Below are 23,735 nucleotides of genomic sequence, written 5' to 3' on the forward strand. Positions count from 1 at the left end.
GACTAGTAACAAACCAACCATCTTCAAAACAAAACTCAAATTCATAAAATGATCAAAACTATGAATTCTTCTTATGCAATAATCTGATCTGGCTAAATTAGCCTGCTATAATACTTAAAGAACAGATAAAAAGGCAAACAATTTCTATTATCAAAATTATCAGGCAAAACAATATGCATTAAAATTCCGCCTTTGTACTTTCATCGGTATCGTTAAAAAAATAACAGCGGAAATTAATGATATAGATAAAAAAAAACAAATAAAAAGGAGGGATAAACAATAAAAAACAACTCAGTGCAGAAAAAAAAGTCTAAAAAATATCCAACTTAAACTTCAACACCTACTAACATACTTAAAGCCTCGCAAGCCCCGTTTTGCTGGGCTTCCTTTTTGGATCCACCAAAACCCTTTCCTGCCAATTCGTTATTAACATAAACCATTGCGATAAAGCTATTCTGGCCTTCCGGTTTATTAGGATATTCTTCTGTCACAAAATGCACCTCACACCTGTTTTTCTGTCCCCATTCGATTAAAACAGATTTATAGTTGGTATCATTTTGAATCGGAGACTCCGAATCATCCAAATTATTCATTAACCGATCAACAATAAACCGGGTAACAGCCTTATACCCTTTATCAAGATAAACAGCTCCAATCAGAGCCTCCAAGGCATCACCGGGGATATGTGTCTGCGCCACATCGGTTTGAGGCTGAGTCTGAACCAGCTCACCCAAACCCATTCGCAAGGCCTGTTGGTTCATATTGATACGATTAACAATACGGGATCGTATTTTTGTCAATTCACCCTCATTTTTATCTGGGTAACGAACAAATAACTCATGGGCAACAATGGCCCCTAAGATGGCATCACCCAAATATTCAAGGCGCTCGTTGTTAATTTCGCTTCCGTTATGACCTTTATACATAAGAGACTTGTGCATAAAAGCCAACCTATAAAGGTGTGCATCGCTCGGATAATAACCCGTAAGCTGATGTATTAAATGATAAAACTTCTTCCCCTTGCAGGAAAGAAGTTTTATAGATGTAAAAATCTGTTTTAACACAATCTTATTCAAAAACTTTAAATGCAACAGAAGCATTATGACCACCGAAACCAAAGGTATTGGATATGGCAACCCGAACCGTCCTCTTCTGAGCCTTGTTAGGAGTCAGGTTCAATTTGCTGTCAATTTCAGGATCCAAATTTACCAAATTAATGGTTGGTGGTACAATACCATGCCGTATGGCCAATATAGAAGCAATAGCCTCAACCCCACCGGCAGCACCAAGTAAGTGCCCGGTCATTGATTTTGTTGAACTAATATTGAGCTTATAAGCATGTTCACCAAAAACTTTTTTAATAGCTTTTGTTTCAGAGATATCCCCCAACGGGGTTGAAGTACCATGCACATTGACATAGTCAACTTCTTCAGGCGCAATATGTGCGTCTTTGAGTGTATTCTGCATCACTTTAACAGCTCCATGCCCTTCGGGATGAGGCGCCGTAATGTGATACGCGTCAGCAGTCATACCTGAACCAACCACTTCACAATAAATGGTTGCACCCCGGTTAACCGCATGTTCATATTCTTCTAAAATTAAGGCTCCACCACCTTCTCCCATAACAAAACCGTCCCGATCTTTGTCAAAAGGTCTTGACGCCGATGCCGGATCATCGTTACGGGTTGAAATTGCCTGCATAGAATTAAATCCACCAACACCGGCTTCATTAATAGCAGCCTCCGAGCCACCTGTAATAAACACATCAGCCGTACCCAAACGTATTAAGTTAAAGGCATTGGCTATGGCATGAGAGGAAGATGCACAAGCAGAAACAGTACCAAAATTAGGGCCCATAAATCCATATTTAATTGAGATGTGGCCGGCTGCTATGTCGGAAATCATCTTAGGAATAAAATATGGGCTGAAACGTGGTATACCGTTTCCCTCTGCATAATTTCGTGCTTCATCAAGAAATGTAATAATACCACCAATACCGGCGCCCCAGATCACACCCGCCATGTCTTTGTCGAGTGTTTCAAGGTTTAAACCAGAATCCTTAATTGCCTGCTCAGCCGCAACAAGCGCATACTGAGCAAACAAATCAAGTTTTCTGACTTCTTTCCGCTCAAAATAATCAGCAGAATTAAAATTCTTAACCTCGCAAGCAAATTTAGTCTTGAAATTGGTGGTGTCAAATCGAGTAATAGGACCTGCACCGCTTACTCCATTAATCAGGTTATTCCATAATTCATCAACGGAATTACCGATAGGGGTTATAGCTCCAAGCCCCGTTACAACTACTCTTTTTAACTCCATAAATAAATTTTCAGGAATACTAATTTACTGTCTTACTTGGCGTTTTCTTCGATGTATGCAATCGCATCACCTACTGTACCGATGTTTTCGGCCTGATCATCAGGAATTGCGATGTTAAATTCTTTTTCGAACTCCATAATCAGCTCAACAGTGTCAAGAGAGTCAGCACCTAGGTCGTTGGTGAAGCTAGCCTCTGGAGCAACCTCTGATTCGTCAACCCCCAACTTGTCTACAATAATTGCTTTAACTCTTGATGCAATGTCTGACATAGCTTTAAATTTTAAGTTAATAATTCAATTTTATTTTTAAAAATAACTGTGCAAAGAAAAAGATTTACCTAAAATAAATCAAATATTCCTTCAACGAAATTAGTTTTCAGGGTTCTTTTTTCTACTTTTGACCCATCTTTTTAGATCATTTTCAACATCACAAACCTCTAACAATGAAGAACATAATAATACTTGCGTCGGGGTCAGGAAGTAATGCCGAAAACATTGTGAAATTTTTGGCTGACACCTCCAATGTCAAAGTGTCGCACATACTGTCAAACAACGTTAATGCGCCCGTCCTTTTGCGAGCTAAAAACTTGAATATCAAAACAAAAGTATTCAATAAAACTGAGTTTAACGAGTCAGGGGAGGTCCTAAAGTTCTTAAAAAAGGAGCAACCCGATTTAATTGTTCTGGCAGGTTTTCTCTGGTTGGTTCCAACTGATATTGTCAAAGCATTTCCACAACGTATTATTAACATTCATCCTGCCTTATTACCGAAACATGGCGGTAAAGGTATGTATGGTGCCAAAGTTCACCAGGCCGTTATCGAAAACAAAGAGTCTGAGTCGGGTATTACAATCCATTACGTCAACGAAAAATACGACAGCGGCGACATCATATTCCAGGCGTCCTGTAAGATACTACCATCAGATGATGCAGATTCCGTGGCGCAAAAAGTTCACGCCCTCGAATACCAACATTTTCCGAGAGTTATTCTTGCATTACTTGAACAGCAATAGAATCATCAACTGCTTCTAAATCATCTTCAGTATCGACTATGGCATCCAGCTCTTCTTTCAAGGGTCTGATAAACTCAATATAAGATGCCATAGCTACTGAGTCAATTGGTTTAACTGGCGGCGCCTCCATCTTTAATGGGTCAATAGCCTTTCCATTTTTGAAAACACGAAAATCGAGATGTGGACCGGTAGCAAGCCCTGTTTTCCCAACATAACCTATCAAGTCACTCTGGCGAACAAAATCGCCCTGGTGCAAACCCTTTGCAAACCCCGATAAGTGCATATACTCGGTTGTATAAACACTATTGTGACGAATTTTAATATAATTACCCCCTCCTTTGGGATCCCATCCACGCCGGGTGATGGTACCATCTCCAAGGGCATACACCGGTGTCCCCGACGGCGCCGCATAATCAACGCCATGATGTGCTCTATAAATTTTCAATACCGGATGAAAACGACTGTTGCTAAAACGTGAGCTTATTCGAGAAAATTTCAAAGGTGCCTTTAAAAAAGCCTTACGCAGGCTATTCCCGGCCTCGTCAAAAAAGCTCCAGAGACTATCCTGCTGGTACCGAAACGCGTAATAAGGCCGTCCTTTGTGCATAAAATAGGCCGCATGAATAGACTCTATCCCCACTGATACACTATCCACAAAAGACTCATCGTAAACAACCTTAAAATAATCGCCCTTTTCAATGCCAAAAAAATCAACCGTCCAGGCATAAATCTCCGATAATTCAATCGCCAACATCGGGTTTAGGTTATTTTCAGTAATGGTATTCCACAAAGACGATTCAATAACTCCCATCCCACGTCTACGCTCATAACTAACCACTTTCTGATCCCTAAAAACATTAAGCGAGTCGGTTAGCTGCATTACCAGATAATCGATATTGTCAATTTCATAAACAAGCCACAAAGGGGTCATAAGCGTATCACGACTGTAAAAAACAGAATATGGATTTCCAACCCTGATATGTCGCACATCAAACACTTCCCGGCTCTTTTCGGCTAAGGTGTTTATAATCTGATAATCGACATTCTGCCGCAAAAGCATTTCAGCCAAATTTTGATTTCTGGCTACCTTGAACGTCTTTATTTGAAAAGAATCCTCAATAAAACCGTAGAGCATTGCCGGCGGAATTGGCGGCGGAATATCCGCCAATAAAAGGGAATCCTGCTGAGCCTGCGACAAATCATTCTGTGTGCGCCAACGAACTACATAAACAGACGATGCGACTATTAAAATAAAAAGAACAATGGCAGCTACTATCGAAATTTTTCTCATGAATAACATCTTGAAACATTTTACACATAAATGCAGGCTCAAGACGTAAAGATAAAGAAAAAGATATTGGAACGTAATCTCATGCAATAAAATTATCCACGTATGGTATCGAACCCCTGACCATAAACCCCCATAACACTGCCCATCGTTATAAATGCATCCGGATCAACCGTCTTTATTAATCGAAGCAACATGTGCGACTCGTTTTTACGGGCAATAACCATGAGTACATTGACCTCCTCGCCTGAATATCCCCCTTGTCCCTGTAAAAGCGTAACCCCACGCCTGGCATCATGAATAATATGGTGCGATAGCTCTTTATACTTTTTTGAAAAAATAAAAACCTGTACCGTCTGTTTGGTTCCACTAATCACCACATCCACCGTATAGGCAAAAATAGCCATGGTGACCAGCCCGTACACCATGTTTTCCACCGAATGAAATAAAAAAAATGAAGAGCTGATAATAACAGTATCAACGTACAGAAGCAACCGGCCTAAAGTGATATTTTTATATTTCCGTATTATCATGGCAATAATATCTGTTCCACCTGTACTTCCCCCATTAATAAACACAATGCCAGCACCTGTCCCAGCCAGGATACTGCCTGTAAGGGTTGACATAAACTTCTCGGTAAGCATGGGCTCCGTCACAAAATGCCCTATAAACGAAAGAAATGCCGAAAATACGGCGACCCCATACAGCGTCCGAACGCCAAATGATGCACCAACCACTTTTATTGCTATCAGTATCAGAACCGCATTCATGACTAAAACCATCAAACCAATATCCAGCCCCATAGAGTAGTGAAGAACCGTTGCAATACCAGCCACGCCACCACCAATAATCCGCGCAGGAATAATAAAACCCGCCCAGCCGACGGCACTAATAGCAAGTCCTATGGTCAAAAAAATCCATGATTGAGTTCCCTTTAAATAACTGTTCAGATTCATTAGTATAAAATTTTCGCGAATTAAATGAATAAAACCATGCCAAATGATGATAAAAAACAGGTTCTCACTTTTTAACTAAATATCTGACAATACGTAAGTCATAATGGGAAAAGCCGCTTTTCACGTATATAATATTGCACCGGGGATCAGACATGCAAGCCTCATGTCAAAAACCATAAAAAGGTAGTTTCTCGTTACAAAATTTATCGACCGAATAAACCACCCAAATAAAGTAATTCCAAATTAGTTAGCGCCTATCATCTCATCCATAAAGTGAAAAGTGGCAGCTCCAAAAACATGAGATTATTGTTGTAAAAGGCCATCTGAAACACGAGCGTAACAAAAGAATGAAGTCTTCTTACTACAGCACCAATTAAAAAGAGCCTTTCGCATAAACGAAAGGCTCTTTGGCATAAATTTTTAACCCTAAGACATATACTATTACATCATTCCGGGCATACCGCCACCCATACCAGCAGGCATTGCCGGAGCAGGATTTTCTTCCTTCTTCTCAACTAAAACACATTCTGTAGTAAGGAACATACCTGCAATAGAAGCGGCATTTTCCAAAGCCACACGGGCTACTTTAGCTGGATCAATTACACCGGCAGCATAGAAGTTTTGATATTCATCGGTACGTGCATTGTAACCGAAATCGTCTTTACCTTCACGTACTTTCTGAACCACTACAGCACCTTCTTTGCCAGCGTTAAAAACAATCTGACGCAATGGCTCTTCGATGGCACGTTTTACAATCTCAATACCTGTTGTTTCATCTTCAGTATCACCTTTCAAATTCTCAAGTACTTCGATGGCCCTGATGTAAGCAACTCCACCACCAGGAACGATACCTTCTTCAACAGCAGCACGAGTAGCACTCAAAGCATCGTCAACACGATCTTTTTTCTCTTTCATTTCAACTTCAGAAGCAGCACCCACATAAAGCACAGCCACACCGCCGGCTAATTTAGCCAAACGTTCCTGTAATTTTTCGCGATCGTAATCGGAAGTCGTATTGGCAATCTGAGCTTTGATTTGAGCAGCACGGGCAGCAATAGCTTCTTTGTCGCCGGAACCATTAACAATGGTCGTGTTTTCTTTATCAATGGAAACCTTTTCGGCAGTGCCCAACATTTCCAGAGTCGCATTTTCCAACTTAAGACCTGTTTCTTCAGAGATAACAGTACCACCAGTTAAAACAGCAATATCCTGAAGCATTTCCTTACGACGATCGCCGAATCCTGGGGCCTTAACCGCAGCAACTTTTAATGAACCACGTAACCGGTTAACCACCAAAGTAGCCAAAGCTTCACCATCAACATCTTCTGCGATTATAAGCAGCGGACGACCAGATTGTGCCGTTTGTTCAAGCACCGGCAGCAAATCTTTCATGGTGCTGACCTTTTTGTCGTGGATAAGAATGTAAGGATTCTCCAGCTCAGCTTCCATCTTTTCGGTATTGGTCACGAAATAGGGAGAAATATATCCACGGTCAAACTGCATTCCTTCAACCACTTCTACAGTAGTTTCAATACCTTTGGCTTCTTCAACTGTAATAACGCCTTCGCGTCCTACTTTCTCCATTGCTTCAGCAATCAAACGACCAATCTCTTCGTCGTTATTGGCAGAAATACGGGCAATTTGTTCAATTTTTTGGTTGTCGTCGCCAATTTCATTTGCCTGAGCTTTAAGATTGGCAACCACTTTAGCCACGGCCTTATCGATTCCAGCCTTTAATTCCATAGGATTGGCTCCGGCTGTAACATTTTTCAACCCTACATTTATAATAGACTGTGCTAAAACAGTAGCTGTAGTGGTACCATCACCAGCATCATCGCCGGTTTTTGAAGCCACTTCTTTAACCATCTGAGCACCCATGTTAGCAAAAGGATCACTCAATTCAATTTCTTTAGCAACTGTCACACCGTCTTTGGTAATATGAGGTGCTCCGAATTTTTTGTCAATGACAACATTCCGACCTTTAGGTCCCAGTGTTACTTTTACAGCATCAGCCAGCTCATCAACACCTTTCTTAAGCAGATCGCGGGCTTCAATATTAAATTTAATTTCTTTAGCCATTTCTTAATTCGATTTAAAACCAGTTAATTAATTATGCAATATACAAAATGTCACTCTGCGAAATAAGAAGATAATCTTCTCCATCAACATTTAGCTCGGTGCCTGCATATTTTCCATAAAGCACAGTGTCGCCACTCTTAACTTCCATTGCTTCATCTTTTTTTGCAGCTCCCACCAAAACAACTTCGCCTTTCAATGGTTTTTCCTTAGCCGAATCCGGAATTATAATTCCGCTAGAAGTTTTTTCTTCGGCAGCCTGAGGTTTCACCAAAACCTTACCGGCAAGAATCTTTCCTTTTAAAGTTGACATTTCAATCTATTATTTAATTGTTAAACATTTAATCGATAAATTACATGTCTCCGTATTTCAGAAAACGTGCCAAAGTCACGAATGACCAATTTTCCGACAATTGAATGACATTTTTTCCTGTTTTTAATACACCACAAACGTCACATCCGAACAGCGCCTTCTCATAATACACCGTAACCCCTGATTTTAAAACAAAAAAAGAGTGTCAGGCAAGCCTGACACTCTGACACTTTATAAAAAAATAAATTTATTCTACAGAATCTTCATTTGAAACAGGTGCTCCAGCGTCAACAGCAGGCACGTCAAAACCAGGCATTTCAGAAGGCGCTGGTAACATATTCTCAATTTGTTCGTCAATAACAGAATGGTTCCCCATCTGCTCTTTTGGTAAAGCCAATACAGCCACCAATGATAAAACGAAAATAACGACAGCCAACGTCCATGTGGCTTTCTCAAGAAAATCGGTTGTTTTACGAACACCCATCACCTGGTTGGATGACGCAAAATTAGATGCCAGGCCACCGCCTTTGGAGTTTTGCACCAAAACGATCAATACCAAAAGGATACTGGCCAAAATCACCAAAACTGATACAAATGCGTACATATTATATTCTTATTACTGATTATTAATTAGTTCTTCCAACTCTTTGATTCGACGTGCAAAGTAAATGTTTTTTTCGGGATATTTCAAACGCAGACGATTGAATATATCTATTGCTTTCAAAAAATGCTTCTGCCGAATATAAATATTAGCCAGTGTTTCGGTCAATAAATCGTCGTGTTCCTGAACACTATTAACCGATATGTCAACATTTACTGGAGGTTCTTTATCGCCAGCCACTGAACGAATACGATGCGAAGTGTTCTTTTTTAAAAAACTGTCTATCAAATCCATTTTTTTGCCGTCCGGCGCTGATTTTTGTTTTGTTTCTTGTTTTATGACTTCGGGAGCCGGCTGGTATCTTAATACGCTAAGCCATTCAGAAAAAGAACGTGCATCATTTGCGGTAATAGAGGACTCCGAAGCTGTTAAATGATAGGACGATGGCAGACCCAATTCGTATCCCAACAAATCGCCGCTGGGAAGTACAATATTTTCTTCATCCTCCGGCAAACTGGATTCAATAATCTGGCGCTGATTATCATCAGTATTATAACGATCTGAAGAATAATTAAACGTAGTACCGGATGGTGTCGTAAACACATCATTTACGTCGAAATAATCAGGCCCGTTCACCCCTACAGGTTGCTCCAAAATATCAGAATCAGGGACAGACACTTCTGATTCCTGAGAGGTGGCTGTCGTTTCCGGAACCATATTTTCATCTACAGCATCATCCGAAATAACACTCGCGTGAATCAACTCATACAACCGCGCCCTATCTGGTACATGAGCTGCTGCCAATTTTAATTCATTATTATACCTGATGTGTCCCAGCATATACAGATTCTTAATCCACAGCATACGGCCTGCCTGAAAAAAAGGGTACGCATCCAAAATATCCCGTATCTCATCAAGACTATTCTCATTAAGATGATGGGGTTTATTTACCAGGTCTATAATCTGTTGTCGATTCATCTGCTACCAGTCAGAAAACGCTTTATTAAAAATATTCTCGGTTAATTGATCTACAATATCCGTCACCAATTCCGACTCAACGGATGAAATGCTTTGGTCGCTTGCAAAATCGGAATACGCCGAAAATGTGGACTCCCAATTGGCACGTGGATCTTTAAAATTGCGATAACGAACTTTTACGGTTATCGTAAGACGAGTTTCGGCCGAAAGCGCATCGGCCTGAATAGCCATAGGACGAATTTCGTAACCTGTTATTTCACCGGAAAAATCGACATCACCCATGTCATCTTGCAGAATAAGTCGTGACTCCGAGGTAATCCTGTCTTTCAAACCTTCCGTAAAAGTCTGGCTGAGTATCGGATTAATGACCATTGCTCTGTTTTGAAAATACTGAACCGATGCCGTTTTAACATTCTCGGGTACCGAGGAGCCATTCATGGTCATTCTGACGGAACAGCCAGCCACCAATGCGCCAAAAATCATCATCACGAAGATAATTTTACCCCGCCTGCTTTCAACTTTTAATCCCATATTCTTTTATTTTGCGATAAAGTGTTCTTTCTGATATCCCCAATTCCTGCGCCGCATTTTTACGTTTCCCGCTATGTTTTCCCAAAGCTTTCTCAATCAATTCAATTTCTTTGTCTTCGAGCGACAACGATTCCTCAACAAACTCCTCGGTATCTTCAATACCATGACTGTGACGAATTGAAGGATAAGATGGCGCTGGCGTTGAAGACTGCGGCCTTGGTTTCAAAATCTCGCCATCGCTATGATAAAGATTCTGAATAATCTGCGCATTTTCACCCTTCAGGTCAAAATTCTCGCCGTGTTGCATCATTTCAAAAACCAGCTTTTTCAAATCGTTCACATCACGTTTCATATCGAACAGCACTTTGTACAATATTTCGCGCTCGTTGCTAAAATCGGCACCTTTACTCTGCTGCCCGCCACCACTCATCAATGCCGGTAAATTTTCGCCCGCATGTTGCGGCAAATAATTTCGAAGATTATCGGCCCCCAGAATACGCTGGCTCTCTATTATAGATATTTGTTCCGTAATATTCTTCAGCTGCCGGATATTACCCGGCCACCGGTATTTTTCAAGTAATAGACGAGCATCTTCTTCCAGCTTCACAGGTGGCATACGATACCGATCAGCAAAATCAGACGCAAACTTACGAAACAATAAATAAATATCTTCAACCCTTTCTCGCAATGGGGGAATCGTGATCGGGATGCTATTGAGTCGATAATATAGATCCTCACGAAAATCACCGTTTCCAATGGCTTTGTCCAGATTTACATTGGTTGCTCCAACAACACGGACATCTGTTTTTATGGATTTGGAGGATCCAACACGGATAAATTCGCCTGTCTCCAATACCCGCAACAAACGAACCTGCGTTGAAAGTGGCAGTTCCCCTATTTCATCCAAAAAAATGGTACCTCCATTGGCCTCTTCAAAATAACCTTTACGATCGGACAAAGCACCGGTAAAAGAACCTTTTTCGTGACCAAATAATTCAGAATCGATAGTCCCTTCAGGTATGGCACCACAGTTAACTGCGATATAAGGTCCATGTTTACGGGCACTATGCTGATGAATAATTTGCGGGAACACCTCTTTTCCTGTTCCACTTTCTCCGGTAATAAGCACCGACAAATCGGTAGGTGCAACCTGCACCGCCACATCAATGGCTCGATTCAGGCTGTAGGAGTTACCAATAATTCCAAATCGTTGTTTTATTTGTTGAACGTCTTTCATAACGCATTATTAATTAAAGCTTACCAGAAAAGGCCACCTTCTTCGTTATGCTTCTCCTCAAAATGGCCATTTTCCATAATAAACTCCCATTTTTCGGACTTTGCAAGCCTCAAATTTGAACATTTCTTATCAAGCGCTTTAGCTTTCTTGCTAATACTAATTATAACCAAATGCCTGTTACAAACAGCGCAAAGCCTCAATAAATCTTTCTTTACTGCTAAAATTACAGGCTCAACTGACAAAGTTACAATTTAGATTGAATTATACCTAGAATTTACGAAGGGATAAAATGGCACTTAAAACAGTCCGATATCTAAAGCAACACAAAGTATTGTAAAACAAACCGACAAAATCTTTTAGGAACCTCAACGAGTCACTTTGTACTTAAAATTAAAGTTTAAATCCTGCCAAAATAAATTGCAACAACCCGCAAATGCAGACTACAAAAGAGTGGCCTAAACTTAAAAATGAAACAGAAAACATCACCCTAGTTTATTTTAATTGCTCTATCTTTGAAGTAATAACTACAATTAAGAGCAATCATGAACCATACTACAATTCTGGGTATCATACCCGCCCGATATGCCTCCACCCGTTTTCCAGGAAAACCGCTGGTTGATATTGGCGGAAAATCAATGATTCAAAGAGTCTGTGAACAAGCCCAAAAAGTTCTGAAAAATGTTTACGTCGCCACCGATGACGACCGTATTTATAATGCAGTAACTCAATTTGGCGGCAAGGCAGTCATGACTTCTCCCCAACATCAGAGTGGAACCGATCGCTGCAATGAGGCGCTTTCAATAATCGAAAAAAAAGAAAACAAAACTTTTGATATCGTCATAAATATTCAGGGCGACGAGCCTTTTATCGATCCCGCATTACTCGAAACGTTGGCAGGCTGCTTTAGAAGCTCAGTTACCGAAATCGCGACACTGGTGAAGCCACTTACAGAGCCTGACGATCTTTGGGATGCCAACAAGCCCAAAGTTATTTTTAACCCCTCGTACGAAGCGCTCTACTTCTCGCGAAGTCCTATTCCTTATCTGCGTCAATACCCAAAAGAAGAATGGACCGCCAGATATCGTTACTACCTGCACATTGGGCTGTATGCATACCGCAGCGATATACTCAGAGAAATAACCAACTTAAAACCCTCGACCCTTGAAATGGCCGAATCGTTGGAACAACTCAGGTGGCTCGAAAATGGGTACAAAATAGCCGTACGTTTGGCAACCCATAACAGCAGCGGGATTGACACACCTGAAGATTTGGCGCGAATGCTAAAAAAAGGTTTGCCCTATTAACACAACTACCGAAACTCACCATATTATGAAACTAGCCATGAGTATTGATTCACACACAGAAGTATGATTATCCTGACGAGTTCCACATGGCAACTGAGAGACAAATTATAAACATATGAAACGAGCCATGATAGGGAACTCTCACACAGAGGGATGATTAATTCCGGCGAGTTCCATATGACAACTGAAAAACAAATTATAATCATATGAAACGAACATGAATTTTAGCATTCTAAAATACACACAGTAGAATGATTAAAATTCATCGAGAGTTCCATATGACCATTGAAAGATAAATTTAATCATATGAAATTAACCGATTACGATAGCTGGCTGGCACCCTTTACACTTCAAATAGAACGCCGACATGCACTGTTTCAAAGTCGGCTTAATGAAATAGAATCCCGGTGGGGGTCACTTAAAAAATACAGTACAGCCCATCAGTATTTTGGACTACATCCGGAATCCGAAGGTTGGGTTTTCAGAGAGTGGGCGCCTAACGCGACACAAATATACCTTGTGGGCGAATTCTCGGGATGGCAACCAAAAACGGACTTCCGTCTCAACAGACAAGACCACGATATCTGGGAAATAAGACTTCCCAAAACCATTTTTAAACATGGTGATTTTTACAAACTATGGGTTGAATGGAATGGTGGAGGCGCCATGCGAATTCCGGCATACACTCAGAGTGTATCTCAGGACCCTGATACATTATTATTCAGTGCCCGCGTGCAAGAAACAAAGCCCTTCCAGTGGACCGACCAATCCTTTTCCATCGGTCACGAGCCACCCCTTATTTACGAGGCCCACGTTGGAATGGCTCTCGAAACGCCCAAAGTAGGCACTTATCGTGAATTTACTGATCAACTATTGCACCGCATAAAAGATGCCGGCTATAACACAGTTCAGCTAATGGCCATACAGGAGCACCCTTACTATGGAAGTTTTGGCTATCACGTTAGCAATTTCTTTGCCCCTTCGGCTCGTTTTGGCACCCCGGAAGAACTAAAACACCTTGTTAATACAGCTCATCAAATGGGACTGGCCGTTATCATGGATCTGGTACATTCACACGCCGTCAAAAATGAGGAAGAAGGCCTCAGTCGTTTCGACGGCTCCTATCATCAATATTTTCATCAAGGCAGCCGGGGTAATCATCCGGCATGGGACTCACGTTGTTTCGACTATGGCAAAGAGGAAGTCGTCCGGTTCCTGCTATCCAACTGCCGCTACTGGCTGGAAGAATTTCATTTCGATGGCTTCCGATTCGATGGCGTCACCAGCATGTTATACTTGCATCACGGTCTGGAAAAAGATTTCACCGGTTACAACGACTACTTTGACGGACAAGAAGATTTAGATGCTATCACCTACCTCACCCTGGCCAACCAGCTCATCCACCAGATAAAACCAAATGCATTATCCATCGCCGAAGAAATGAGTGGTTACCCGGGACTGACGGCTAAACCCGAAGAACAAGGTCTGGGTTTCGACTACCGTTTATCGATGGGCGTACCAGACTACTGGATAAAACTGATTAAAGAGTACAGTGACGAAAAATGGAATGTTGGACAGCTGTATCATGAAATAACCCAACACCGGCCCGAAGAAAAAGTAATTGCCTATGCCGAATCGCATGATCAGGCACTGGTAGGCGATAAAACCATTTTCTTTCGACTGGCCGACAAAGAGATCTACGATTTCATGAGCAAAAGTCAACCCAGTCTTATTATCGATCGCGCCATTGCGTTGCATAAAATGATAAGACTGCTAACTCTGTCAGGCGCCTATGGCGGCTACCTTAATTTCATGGGTAATGAATTCGGTCATCCCGAATGGATTGATTTTCCCCGACAAGGCAACAATTGGTCATACCAACACGCCCGACGCCAATGGAGTCTTGTAGATGACACCCGACTAAAATTTAAATGGCTGGGCGATTTTGACCAAAGCATGATTGAACTGGCTAAAAGCCATCGGTTACTTTCAATTCCTGAAATATATCTTAAATGGGACAATCAAAACGACCAGGTGTTAGCATTTGAAAGAGATGACTTGTTATTCGTCTTTAACTTTAACGCCACCCAATCGTTTACAGGGTACGGCATCCCGGTGGCTGCCGGAAAATTCAAACTACGTCTGTCCACCGACGACCCGCTTTTTGGCGGATTTAACCGCATTGACACAAACATTTGCTACTATTCGCAAGCCATACCTCTTCAACCCAATCAACATCAAATAATGCTTTATATTCCGGCACGCACGGCTCTCGTTTTCGAAAGACAAAAAATTAAACGCGTGCACGACGTCTGATCATTTCAAGTATTTAGGGCTTGTCTGAAATCTTTAATGGCAGATGGAAGGCTTCAATTCTGAGGCTTTCTTATCAAACCCGGGGATTTTCTTACTGACCCTGATTTTACGTAAAAAATTCGCATGCCCAATTTCTTCGTGATTGTCTGGTTCAAAAAATGCGACTTAACCAATACAAATAACCATTTTGCAAGCACACCTAATGCAAAAATTAAGCTTAACAGACAAACCCGAATAAGCAACCTGCTGAAAACGAACTCACAAAACAACTTTCCGACTCTTTAAACCGATGTCATCGGTAAAACCCGCTTTCGTTTATTTAAAAAGGATTAAAAAATCTTTTATTAGTTCAACACCGCAAAGAACTTCTCTCTAAGTTTAATTAATCTAAATAGTTTTGTAATTTTATCCCCCAAAATTTTCATAGGCTGTTCACCCTAATGTGTTCAAAAGCACAAGCCTACCCTTAATAAAAAACAGCCTTTATAACCAAAAACTATATGGCCACCAAAAATGTAATAAAAACTGGGTGAACCCTTTATAAAAAGCATTGTTTAAATGACAGTTAACGTGAATGGATAAGTCACAGAGCATTTGTCTTTATGACTAAAACAGAGAGATCTATTATGGCAACAGAACAAGATAAATTATTGGAAGAAGTAACAGGTCGCGAATATCAGTATGGGTTTTCAAGTGATATCGAGATGGACATGTTACCGAAAGGCCTCAACGAGGATGTTATCCGATTTATTTCTGAGACAAAAAAAGAACCTGAATTTATGCTTAAGTTTCGTTTAGAAGCTTATCGTAATTGGCTCACGATGAAAAAACCCGAATGGGGACATCTAAATATTCCTCCCATTGATTTTCAGGATATCATCTTTTATGCTGCGCCAAAAAAGAAGCCGCAATTAAACAGTATGGACGAGGTAGACCCGGAATTAAGAGCCACCTTCGATAAATTAGGCATCCCGTTGGACGAACAAAAAATTTTATCGGGCGTAGCTGTTGATGCCATCATCGACAGTGTATCTGTAAAGACCACCTTCCGTGAGACACTGGCTGAAAGGGGCATTATATTTTGCAGTATTTCCGAAGCCATTCAAAAATACCCCGATCTGATAAAAGAACATCTGGGTTCGGTGGTTCCGCCTGCCGACAATTATTTTGCGGCACTTAATTCTGCCGTATTCAGCGACGGCTCATTCGTATATATTCCAAAAGGTGTTAGGTGTCCCATGGAATTGTCGTCTTACTTTCGCATCAATGCCCAAAACACAGGTCAATTTGAAAGGACCCTGATTGTTGCCGAAGAAGACAGCTACGTAAGTTATCTGGAAGGATGTACAGCTCCCATGCGTGATGAAAACCAATTGCATGCTGCAGTTGTTGAGATTGTTACACTACAGCGCGCCGAAGTAAAATACTCAACCGTTCAGAATTGGTATCCGGGGGATAAAAATGGAAAGGGTGGAATTTTCAATTTCGTAACCAAACGGGGAATTTGCAAAGGCGACTATTCTAAAATATCGTGGACACAGGTTGAAACAGGATCTGCCATCACCTGGAAATACCCGAGTTGCGTGCTCATGGGTGACCATTCGGTGGGAGAATTTTATTCGGTAGCACTGACCAACAATTACCAGCAAGCCGATACCGGTTCAAAGATGATTCATCTGGGTAAAAACACCCGTAGCCTCATTGTATCCAAAGGGATATCGGCCGGGAAAAGCCAAAACAGCTATCGCGGTTTGGTCAAAGTAGGGAAACGCGCCCAAAATGCACGTAATTTCTCACAGTGCGATTCGCTGCTTTTAGGCGATAAATGTGGTGCACATACGTTCCCTTATCTCGAAATAAACAACAGCACGGCCAAAGTAGAACATGAAGCCACGACCTCGAAAATTGGCGAAGACCAGATTTTTTATTGCAATCAACGTGGCATATCCACCGAAGATGCCGTGGGCTTAATAGTAAATGGCTACGTTAAAGAAGTCATTAACAAACTACCGATGGAATTTGCCGTTGAAGCCCAGAAACTACTGGCCATCAGCCTCGAAGGCAGTGTGGGATAGCTCAATAATTAAACATTTTACAACATAACGCTTCGTTGTAGAAGCGTGCAATACAATAGCACAATGATGTTAAAGATTCGAAATTTACACGCTAAAATAGATGACAAGGAGATACTAAGAGGTATCAACCTGGATGTTAAACCAGGTGAAATTCACGCTATTATGGGCCCAAATGGCTCCGGAAAAAGTACTTTGGCCGCCGTACTTACCGGTAACGAAACATTTAATGTAAGCGAAGGCACCGCCATATTTAACGACAAAGACCTGTTAGATATGACTCCCGAAGACAGGGCGCGTGAAGGATTATTTCTGAGTTTTCAATATCCGGTAGAAATCCCCGGTGTTAGCATGACCAACTTTCTGCGTACCTCACTCAACGAAATACGGAAATACCGGAAACAAGACCCAATGTCGGCCAGCGAATTCCTGAAATTAATGCGGGATAAAAAGAAATTGGTTGAGATTGATTCCGATTTAACCAACCGTGCCGTAAACGAAGGCTTTTCAGGTGGTGAGAAAAAGAAAAATGAAATCTTCCAGATGGCCATGCTGGAACCTAAACTTTCGATCCTCGACGAAACCGACTCAGGGTTGGACATTGATGCCCTGCGCGTAGTTGCCAATGGCGTTAATAAATTAAAAAACAAAGACAACGCAACAATAGTCATCACCCATTACCAGCGTTTGTTAGATTACATCGTTCCCGATCACGTTCATGTACTTTACAAGGGACGCATCGTTAAATCGGCCGGCAAGGAACTAGCCAAAGAACTGGAAGAAAAGGGATACGACTGGATAAAAAAAGAGTTTGGAGAGTAACACTATGAAATTATTACAACAAGATACCATCTCTTACAATGACCTGTTTGTTAAAAACAGGGCTGTTATTGAAGAGGGCGCCTCTCCTGTAGTCAATGCGGCACGGGTTAAAGCACAGGAAACATTCGAAAAAACAGGCATCCCGTCATCCAAAGTGGAAGCCTATAAATATACCAACCTCCAGCCCTTTTTCAACCGCAAATACACCATGAGTTTCGAAGGGTCGGGTTTCACCGGTAAAGTTGAAGATATCTTTACCTGCAATCTCGACACGCTAACAGCTCATACCATTTCGCTGGTTAATGGGAAATATGTCTCTTTCAAAGCGGCAGGAGACTTGCCCGAAGGGGTCGTCGTTGGAAGCTTTTCGCAACTTTCGTTGAAATATCCGGAGTTGATGAAAAAATATTACGCCAAAATAGCACCGGTCGAAAATGATGCATTGGTGGCCCTCAACACCATGTTGGCCCAGGATGGGGTTTTTGTCTATGTGCCGAAAAACGCCATTGTTGAAAAACCCTTTCAAGTGGTAAACATACTGATGGGAGATGACGACAGGATGGTTAACCAACGTAACTTTATAATGATAGAAGAAAATGCGCAGGCCCGGGTACTTCTTTGTGACCATGCTTTAACCCCTAAACGTTTTCTGGTAAATACCGTTACCGAAGCACAGGTTGATGCAGCCGGCCATCTCATTGTCACCAACCTGGAAAATCACCACAACGGCGTGGTTCAGGTAGGTGGTTACTTCTTCAATCAGGAAGAAAAATCAATATTGTTTGCCAATTATTTCACCCTAAATGCAGGCGTGGCCCGCAATAATATAAATGTTCGTCTGGGCGGCGAAAGAGCTGAATGTCATGTCTCCGGACTTTATCTTCTCGACAAAAATCAACATGTCGATAACTTCTCATTCATTGATCACGCCGTTCCAAACTGCGAAAGCAATGAATTGTTTAAAGGCGTGATGGACGACATGAGCACAGGCTCATTTACCGGCCGTATTATGGTACGTCCGGATGCTCAAAAAACCAATGCCTATCAGTCAAACAACAATCTTTTATTGACCGAAGATGCCCGCATAAATACCCGTCCACAGCTGGAAATATACGCCGATGATGTAAAATGCAGCCATGGCGCCACTGTTGGTCAACTCGACGAGGAAGCTCTGTTTTATTTACGCGCAAGAGGTATTGGCAAAGAGGAGGCCTATATATTGTTGATGTATGCTTTTGCTTACGAAGTGATAGAAAAAATATCAATTCCGGAGTTAAAAAAGCGCATCACCGATCTGGTTGAAAAACGTTTCCGCCATGAACTAGACAAATGCGACTCGTGTATCATATGCGAAAACAAAGGATCCAAGAGTTTTTTGTTGGCCAACTAAAAACCCGAAGCGTGTCTGCAGTCGATAGAAATCACCCTCATCGGCTGAAAAATTTTACAGCAAATGAGCTACCCCATAGAAACAATACGTAAAGATTTTCCAATATTAAGCCGCTCGGTTAACGGGCGGCCTTTGGTTTATTTAGACAATGCTGCTACCACCCAAACTCCAACACAGGTAGTGGAAGCCATGAATGATGTCTATTATAATTACAACAGCAATATACATAGGGGTGTACACACTCTTAGTAACATTTGTACCGAAGCGTTTGAGAACGCACGAACAAAAGTGGCTTCGTTTATCCATGCCGAAAAAACAGAAGAGATAATTTTCACCCATGGATCCACTGACTCGGTCAACATCATTGCTGAGTCGTTTGGGGCTACTTTCCTGAACGCAGGGGATGAAATACTGGTATCGGGGATGGAGCATCATTCCAATATTGTGCCCTGGCAAATCCTTCAAGACAGACACCAGATAGTCCTCAAAGTCATTCCCATTTTGGATGACGGGTCACTCAACATGAGCGAATTTAGGAAGTTGCTCACCCCAAAAGTAAAACTGATAGCCATCACCCACATTAGTAACGTATTAGGGACGATCAATCCTGTGGAAAGCATCATTGCAGCCGCCCATCAAAAAGACATACCTGTGATGGTCGACGGGGCTCAGGCTATTCAGCACCTGACAATTGATGTTCAACAACTGGACTGTGATTTTTATGTCTTCTCAGGACATAAAATATATGGCCCCACCGGGATTGGAGTACTATACGGAAAAAGCAAATGGCTGAACAAGATGCAACCAATTCATGGTGGTGGCGAAATGATTAAAAAAGTAACATTCGAAAAAACAACGTACAATGACTTACCCTATAAATTTGAGCCTGGCACGCCAAACTACGTTGCTGCCATAGGATTAGGAGCGGCCATTGATTATATACAAAAAATTGGGAATCAACAAATTCAAGCCCACGAGGAAGATGTTTTTAACTATGCCAAAGAAAAATTAGCATCCATTGAAGATCTGATATTTTATGGTACAGCAACGCATCACACCAGCCTCATCTCATTTTTACTAAAAGGAATTCACCCGTTTGATACCGGCACCTTGCTCGACAAAATGGGTATCGCAGTTCGCACAGGACATCACTGTGCAGAACCGCTCATGGATCATTTTCAAATACCTGGAACAGTGAGAGCTTCATTTGCAATGTACAACACGCGAGAGGAAATTGACGCACTTCATGCAGGTCTGCTTAAAGTAAAACAGCTCTTTGGCTAAGCCCTCGAAATTGAAAAACAGTAACACTTTCATTACAAACAAACTTCAAACACTCATAAGTTCAACGATAAAAAAAGCAAACCCGACCGTTATCGGAGACAAAATCAAATCATTAAAAATGACCATTAATCAAGTACAAGACGAAATCATTGAAGAATTTTCATTTATTGAAGATTGGATGGATAAATATTCGCTGCTAATTGAAGCTGGCAACGAATTAAACAATTTTACGGAAGAACACCGAAAGGAACAGAATCTCATAGAAGGATGCCAGTCAAAAGTATGGATTTACGCCTGGCTGGAAGGCGACAAAATCCGGTTCATTGCCGACAGCGATGCCATCATTGTAAAAGGCATTGTTTCACTTCTGTTACGGGTGGTTGATAATCGTACGCCGGATGAAATTCTGAATAACGAACTTTACTTCGTCGAAAAAATTGGGCTGAAAGAACATCTGTCTCCTACCCGATCCAACGGACTGGTAGCCATGATGAAACAAATTCGTATTTACGCTGTTGCCTTTAAAAGTAAATTGGGATAAACAAATGACAGACTTTTAGACAAAGGCGTCGAGATCATTACACAGCCCTAAAAAACAGTTCCTTTTAGTCTAACATCTAAAATATCTTTCATAAAAATGGACAACAACATTCTTAATATGGAAATGGATGTTATAAACGCACTTAAAACCGTTTATGACCCCGAAATACCAGTAAATATATACGACTTGGGTCTCATTTACGAAGTAGATGTAGAAGAAGACGGACGGGTACGGATACTGATGACACTAACGTCACCCAACTGCCCGGTGGCTGAATCATTACCACAGGAAGTTCACGACACTGTATCTGACTTACCCGGCATTACAAATGTTGAGGTAAATATGACCTTCGACCCGCCATGGGATCGCGATATGCTTTCAGACGAGGCCTTGCTTGAACTGGGATTACTGTAAAAAACGAGCACACCAAAAAAAATCAAGACTTAGTACTTACCCGAAAAAGCTTGTAAAAAATAAGAAAACTTCATTTTTGAAGCTTTCTTATTTGAAAGCGAGAGCAACAAAAAAAATGGTATTTCCTTGCAGGATCGCAAAGAACAGTCCTCTGAAAATACGGTTCCCCAACAATTAATCAATCATGCAACTGGTTAAAGAACATATTGCCCGACTAATAAAAGACGAAGCACTGCGTCTGGGCTTTGATGATATTGGTTTTTCACCGGCTGAAGAGTTAAGCGAGGAAAAAGCACATCTTCAACAATGGCTCGATAACGGCTATCATGCTGGCATGCAATATATGAGTAACCATTTTGACAAACGTGTAAATCCATCAAAATTGGTTGAGGGCGCTAAATCGGTCATCACCGTACTAAAAAATTACTATCCAGACCACACAACACTCTCCCACCAGCCCCCAAAATTAGCCAAATATGCCTATGGTCAGGATTATCATGAAGTAATACGCGCCAAATTATCAAGTCTCTTTAATTATATACAAGAAGAAATAGACCCGGAATTACAAGGCCGGTTTTTTGTTGATTCAGCACCACTTTTGGAGCGTTCGCTGGCTGTCAGGGCCGGTCTGGGCTGGATTGGCAAACACAGCCTGCTGATTAACCGCAAACTTGGTTCTTTCGTCTTCATCGGCGAGGTGGTAACAAACCTGGAATTACCATACGCCTCTCATCGTATGAATGATGCCTGTGGAGGCTGCTCCAGATGTATTGATGCCTGCCCGACGCAAGCCATATTACCCGGTCGCACTGTCGATGCTAACCGCTGCATATCCTATCTCACCATCGAAAATAAAGACGCTATAATACCGGAGGAATTCCGCGAAAAAATGGATGGGTGGGCCTTTGGCTGCGACATCTGTCAGGATGTGTGCCCATGGAATAGGAAAGCACAACCAAACACAGAAAAAGCCTTCGCACCATCACCCCAATTAAAGGCCATGCAAGCATCTGACTGGCAAACCCTCACTCAGGAAAAATTTTCAAAAATTTTTAAAGGCTCCCCTGTAAAAAGAGCCAAACTCAGCGGTCTGCAACGAAACCTCGCTTTTGTTTTAAACAGAAACAAATAAAAAGTAAAAAAAGAGACTCCAAACAACTATTCAACTGACAGCAAGACACTTCACTTAAACCAACATTTTCTTTTCTTTTCCGGACAAAACAATATCTTTGTATATAGTATTAACAAAAAAAATTAAGTGCTTGATGAAAAATGGGCAAATTCAAGGCTTGAAATTCAGGCCCTGGGAAGTCCGGAAAAATTAGGTTACTATGGTTAATGACCATTTTAAGGGCATGCATAACGCAAAAATTGAACTATTCCTACAAGCACTATATTAAAATAAAATTACTAGTAACTAAAATGGGTGTAAACCATCAAATATTTAATCTGGTTTCAGCAGACGGAACCGTTTTAAAAGGTAAATTCTGGAAAGCCAACGGGTTTCCCACTGCTACCGTTTGTCTGGTTCATGGCGTAGGCGAACACTCAGACAGATATGACAGTTGGGCACGCAAATTTTGCGCGCAGGGAATTATGGTTTACGCGCTCGATTATCGTGGACATGGAGAATCCGAAGGTGCACGCGGCGTGGTTAACAGTCTCAATGAATTGCACGATGACATCAACACTTTGGTACGCCGTTGCAAACGCAATTGGTCCGAAATTCCCAATTTTATCTATGGCCACAGCATGGGCGGAAATCTGGTTCTAAGTTATCTGATAAAACGACGACATGATTTTGACGGTGCCATAATCACATCACCCTGGCTGGAACTGGTAAAACCACCATCACCGTTAGTCCGAAAAATAGCAAGATGGCTCAATCATATCAGCCCATCAATAACGTTCTCAACCGGCATCCGTTCCTCTCAAATGACCCACAGTTCAGATATACAGAAAGAAACAGACATTGACCCCTTAATGCACAGCCGAATATCAGTACGTCTGTTTAACGAATTAATAAACAGCTCACAAAAATTAATGGCTTTCAAACAAAAAACAGAAATACCACTGTTACTACTTCACGGACTGGCCGACCCAATCACCTCACCAGAGGCCACGCAGCAATTCGCCGAGTTTAATGCGCCTTTGGCCCGATTTGTTGGGTATCAGGGTGCCCTGCACGAATTACACCACGAACCGGTTGCCGAATCGGTCTTTAATGAAATAGTTAAATTCATTGAGCAAATAAAAAACCAAAAACAAGCCTAATACTTAA

General features: G+C 41.5%; 22 protein-coding genes. 11 read left to right on the top strand and 11 right to left on the bottom strand.

Annotation, left to right across the window (positions count from 1 at the left end):
• Nucleotides 1-326: 326 nt before the first annotated feature.
• From rnc to ACT3CD_RS04265, 3 genes are read right to left on the bottom strand one after another with little or no spacing between them, the layout of a single operon-like run.
• A complete protein-coding gene (gene rnc / locus ACT3CD_RS04255; protein ID WP_444643505.1) occupies nt 327-1,100 on the bottom strand; it encodes a ribonuclease III in 774 nt (257 codons plus the stop codon).
• Complete coding sequence (gene fabF, locus ACT3CD_RS04260) at nt 1,069-2,319, bottom strand: beta-ketoacyl-ACP synthase II (protein WP_444643263.1); 1,251 nt, start codon at nt 2,317-2,319, stop codon at nt 1,069-1,071. The genes rnc and fabF overlap by 32 nt, the downstream gene beginning before the upstream one ends.
• 32 nt (nt 2,320-2,351) lie before the next feature.
• On the bottom strand, nt 2,352-2,588 hold the full coding sequence (locus tag ACT3CD_RS04265; protein ID WP_444643265.1) for an acyl carrier protein: 237 nt from the start codon (nt 2,586-2,588) through the stop codon (nt 2,352-2,354).
• 173 nt (nt 2,589-2,761) lie between these two features.
• Here ACT3CD_RS04265 and purN point away from each other — a divergent pair, with 173 nt between their 5' ends.
• Entirely contained in the window at nt 2,762-3,331 is a 570-nt protein-coding gene (gene purN / locus ACT3CD_RS04270; protein ID WP_444643267.1) for a phosphoribosylglycinamide formyltransferase, read from the top strand.
• On the opposite strand, the gene ACT3CD_RS04275 is transcribed toward purN, so the two are convergent.
• The 8 genes from ACT3CD_RS04275 to ACT3CD_RS04310 all read right to left on the bottom strand — a co-directional run bounded on the left by ACT3CD_RS04275 (nt 3,303) and on the right by ACT3CD_RS04310 (nt 11,311).
• The gene (locus tag ACT3CD_RS04275) at nt 3,303-4,622 is read right to left on the bottom strand and encodes a M23 family metallopeptidase (protein ID WP_444643269.1); all 1,320 of its coding nucleotides are present in this window, start codon (nt 4,620-4,622) and stop codon (nt 3,303-3,305) included. The two genes, purN and ACT3CD_RS04275, sit on opposite strands and share 29 nt — an antisense overlap.
• A gap of 92 nt (nt 4,623-4,714) precedes the next feature.
• The gene (locus ACT3CD_RS04280; protein ID WP_444643271.1) at nt 4,715-5,575 is read right to left on the bottom strand and encodes a YitT family protein; all 861 of its coding nucleotides are present in this window, start codon (nt 5,573-5,575) and stop codon (nt 4,715-4,717) included.
• Between the two features lie 441 nt (nt 5,576-6,016).
• Complete coding sequence (gene groL / locus ACT3CD_RS04285) at nt 6,017-7,654, bottom strand: chaperonin GroEL (RefSeq protein WP_444643272.1); 1,638 nt, start codon at nt 7,652-7,654, stop codon at nt 6,017-6,019.
• Nucleotides 7,655-7,685: 31 nt separating this feature from the next.
• A complete protein-coding gene (locus ACT3CD_RS04290; protein WP_444643274.1) occupies nt 7,686-7,964 on the bottom strand; it encodes a co-chaperone GroES in 279 nt (92 codons plus the stop codon).
• A 247-nt stretch (nt 7,965-8,211) separates the two neighbouring features.
• Nucleotides 8,212-8,568 (bottom strand): preprotein translocase subunit SecG, encoded by a 357-nt coding sequence (gene secG / locus ACT3CD_RS04295; RefSeq protein WP_444643276.1) that lies wholly within the window; start codon nt 8,566-8,568, stop codon nt 8,212-8,214.
• A 12-nt stretch (nt 8,569-8,580) separates the two neighbouring features.
• Nucleotides 8,581-9,543: a hypothetical protein gene (locus ACT3CD_RS04300; protein ID WP_444643278.1), complete on the bottom strand. Its 963-nt coding sequence runs from the start codon at nt 9,541-9,543 to the stop codon at nt 8,581-8,583.
• A gap of 3 nt (nt 9,544-9,546) precedes the next feature.
• Nucleotides 9,547-10,074, bottom strand: coding sequence for an LptE family protein (locus ACT3CD_RS04305; protein WP_444643280.1), 528 nt, complete (start codon nt 10,072-10,074; stop codon nt 9,547-9,549).
• A complete protein-coding gene (locus tag ACT3CD_RS04310) occupies nt 10,058-11,311 on the bottom strand; it encodes a sigma-54 interaction domain-containing protein (protein WP_444643282.1) in 1,254 nt (417 codons plus the stop codon). Before ACT3CD_RS04310 ends, ACT3CD_RS04305 begins: the two co-directional genes overlap by 17 nt.
• Nucleotides 11,312-11,853: 542 nt before the next feature.
• On the opposite strand from ACT3CD_RS04310, the gene kdsB reads away from it, so the two are divergent.
• The 10 genes from kdsB to ACT3CD_RS04360 all read left to right on the top strand — a co-directional run bounded on the left by kdsB (nt 11,854) and on the right by ACT3CD_RS04360 (nt 23,728).
• Complete coding sequence (gene kdsB, locus ACT3CD_RS04315; protein WP_444643283.1) at nt 11,854-12,615, top strand: 3-deoxy-manno-octulosonate cytidylyltransferase; 762 nt, start codon at nt 11,854-11,856, stop codon at nt 12,613-12,615.
• Between the two features lie 306 nt (nt 12,616-12,921).
• The gene (locus tag ACT3CD_RS04320) at nt 12,922-14,931 is read left to right on the top strand and encodes an alpha-amylase family glycosyl hydrolase (RefSeq protein ID WP_444643285.1); all 2,010 of its coding nucleotides are present in this window, start codon (nt 12,922-12,924) and stop codon (nt 14,929-14,931) included.
• A gap of 626 nt (nt 14,932-15,557) precedes the next feature.
• Entirely contained in the window at nt 15,558-17,006 is a 1,449-nt protein-coding gene (gene sufB, locus ACT3CD_RS04325; RefSeq protein ID WP_444643287.1) for a Fe-S cluster assembly protein SufB, read from the top strand.
• Nucleotides 17,007-17,069: 63 nt separating this feature from the next.
• Nucleotides 17,070-17,825, top strand: coding sequence for a Fe-S cluster assembly ATPase SufC (gene sufC / locus ACT3CD_RS04330; RefSeq protein WP_444643289.1), 756 nt, complete (start codon nt 17,070-17,072; stop codon nt 17,823-17,825).
• A 4-nt stretch (nt 17,826-17,829) separates the two neighbouring features.
• Nucleotides 17,830-19,215: a Fe-S cluster assembly protein SufD gene (gene sufD, locus ACT3CD_RS04335; RefSeq protein ID WP_444643290.1), complete on the top strand. Its 1,386-nt coding sequence runs from the start codon at nt 17,830-17,832 to the stop codon at nt 19,213-19,215.
• Nucleotides 19,216-19,278: 63 nt separating this feature from the next.
• A complete protein-coding gene (locus tag ACT3CD_RS04340) occupies nt 19,279-20,499 on the top strand; it encodes an aminotransferase class V-fold PLP-dependent enzyme (RefSeq protein ID WP_444643292.1) in 1,221 nt (406 codons plus the stop codon).
• A 118-nt stretch (nt 20,500-20,617) separates the two neighbouring features.
• The gene (locus tag ACT3CD_RS04345) at nt 20,618-21,040 is read left to right on the top strand and encodes a SufE family protein (RefSeq protein ID WP_444643294.1); all 423 of its coding nucleotides are present in this window, start codon (nt 20,618-20,620) and stop codon (nt 21,038-21,040) included.
• Between the two features lie 96 nt (nt 21,041-21,136).
• Nucleotides 21,137-21,454 (top strand): SUF system Fe-S cluster assembly protein, encoded by a 318-nt coding sequence (locus ACT3CD_RS04350; protein WP_444643296.1) that lies wholly within the window; start codon nt 21,137-21,139, stop codon nt 21,452-21,454.
• Nucleotides 21,455-21,638: 184 nt separating this feature from the next.
• Entirely contained in the window at nt 21,639-22,586 is a 948-nt protein-coding gene (queG, locus tag ACT3CD_RS04355) for a tRNA epoxyqueuosine(34) reductase QueG (RefSeq protein ID WP_444643298.1), read from the top strand.
• A 290-nt stretch (nt 22,587-22,876) separates the two neighbouring features.
• Nucleotides 22,877-23,728 (top strand): lysophospholipase, encoded by an 852-nt coding sequence (locus tag ACT3CD_RS04360; protein ID WP_444643300.1) that lies wholly within the window; start codon nt 22,877-22,879, stop codon nt 23,726-23,728.
• Nucleotides 23,729-23,735 lie beyond the last annotated feature (7 nt).

It is taken from the genome of Geofilum sp. OHC36d9 (assembly GCF_052400685.1).
In the GTDB taxonomy this organism is placed as follows: Bacteria; Bacteroidota; Bacteroidia; order Bacteroidales; family Marinilabiliaceae; genus CAZHHH01.